The sequence below is a fragment of the Ereboglobus sp. PH5-10 genome (genome assembly GCF_029504735.1).
GTDB lineage: Bacteria > Verrucomicrobiota > Verrucomicrobiia > Opitutales > Opitutaceae > Ereboglobus.
The window spans coordinates 1-1004 of record NZ_JAQFIP010000045.1 but is presented as its reverse complement, the minus strand read 5'-3'; the positions used below and the strand labels follow the sequence as shown (position 1 = coordinate 1004).

General features: G+C 64.0%; 1 protein-coding gene. It reads right to left on the bottom strand.

All coding sequences use genetic code 11. The annotated features are described in order from the left end of the window. Nucleotides 1-992: IS1380 family transposase (locus M2447_RS13685; RefSeq protein WP_277559064.1), on the bottom strand; the 992-nt coding region annotated here is incomplete at its 3' end. Nucleotides 993-1004: the final 12 nt, after the last annotated feature.

The following is a 1004-nucleotide window of genomic DNA, read 5'->3' as shown; positions in this document are numbered from 1 at the left end:
TCGTCCTTGAGTTCGCATATGCGCTGCTCGATTCGCGCGCGCTGGTTGTAATCGCGCCACAACGCCTCGGGCGCATCGTTGCGATTGGTCACGAACACGCGGTGGGTGTAACCGGGCACATCGATAAGCTTGCGCCCCACCGCCCGCTTGTTCTCACGCACGCGTTCGCGCACCACGATGAACCGCCGCTCGCCCGCCCAGCCTTGCAACGCGGTCCGGAACTCGCCCACCGCGTAGTTTTCATCCAGCTCGCGCCACTCGCGCACCCCCGCGCAATGCAGCTTGATCGACTTGGTCATGCGCGCCACCACGATGTAACAAAGCTCCCGCGCCTCCAAAAACCCCAGCAACGCCTGATCGAAAAAACCGCTGTCCGCCCTGAGGCAACGCAACCGCCAGCCCTCCGGCAAAAGTAACAACGCCTCCGTCAGAAACGCCATCACGCCGCGCCCCGCGGTGGTGTTGCCGCTGCGCAACCAACCATGCAGCACAAACGCCGGCTCGGCCAAAACCGCCAGCAACGGATGATGCGAAGCCCTGCCGGGACGCCGGGGATTGTAACCCTTCTTCGCCCCCTCCTGCCTCCCATACCGCTCGAACACCGTCGAATCCAGATCAAGCGTGACGCCCTGGCGCTTCAGTTTTGCGAGCAACCACGCGTTAAGCGCGGGGAAAAACGCGTCGATTTGTTTCCAGCCAAAGCGGCCGAAAAACGCGCGCGTCGCATCCTCCCCCGGCCAACGCTTCCAGCCGAGTAACTCACGCAAGGCCACGTCCGAACGCAGCAAATTGACATGCGCGAAACGCCGCGCCCCCGCCGCCACGCCCAGCCAGAAGGCGAGCAGGATGTTGAGCGGCCCATGCGAGTTGGGCGAAGTGTAGTCGAAGGGCAAAAGCGAACGCACCGCGCCGGGCAAATCGAGCTGCCGCCAGAACTCGACCAGGACGGCCAGGCCGCCGAAAGGCGTGACCGGCCGCGGAGTGGAACGCAAAATGGCTTTGCG